We start from the raw sequence: 458 nt of genomic DNA on the forward strand, positions 1-458 counted from the left end.
CCATTATAGGGGCCAACGTCGTTTACAACGGTTTCCGCTGAAAAGTAGCCGTCGCCCTCGACCGGATACATGTGAACAAGGATGGAGTCCTTCGCCTCGTTTGCAAACGTGACATCGACGCGGCCCTCTTTCAGCAAGAAGGCCGAGGTAACGATATCGCCCTCACCGCTGAACTCAAGCTGCTCTGTGCGCTCCTGGGCGATTGCGGGTATCACCTCGATTGTCCACGGTCCGTCGGCCTCCACCTCTATGTAGATCTTTCTGTGGTAGCCCAGTAGGCTGACGATCCCCGATCCGCTGTGTGCCCCAATGCCCTGGGCAACGGAGATGAACGAAGCAGGCGCGGCGGTGGATGCATCCATTGCGTCAAATGAAAAGAATGCCTCCCCTCCGTGGGTCACACGAGCAATCATGAGCGGCGCGGGAAGTGTAGAAAAGCTAGGTGTGATGCCCGCGCC

1 protein-coding gene is annotated in these 458 nt (G+C 57.9%); it reads right to left on the bottom strand.

Translation table 11 applies throughout. The features are described from left to right. Window positions 1–458 (bottom strand): hypothetical protein (locus I6F37_RS39380; RefSeq protein WP_225154284.1); only part of this gene is annotated, 458 nt, incomplete at both ends.

Origin of the sequence: Bradyrhizobium sp. NBAIM08 (genome assembly GCF_020193935.1) — a bacterium.
In the GTDB taxonomy this organism is placed as follows: Bacteria; Pseudomonadota; Alphaproteobacteria; order Rhizobiales; family Xanthobacteraceae; genus Bradyrhizobium; species Bradyrhizobium yuanmingense.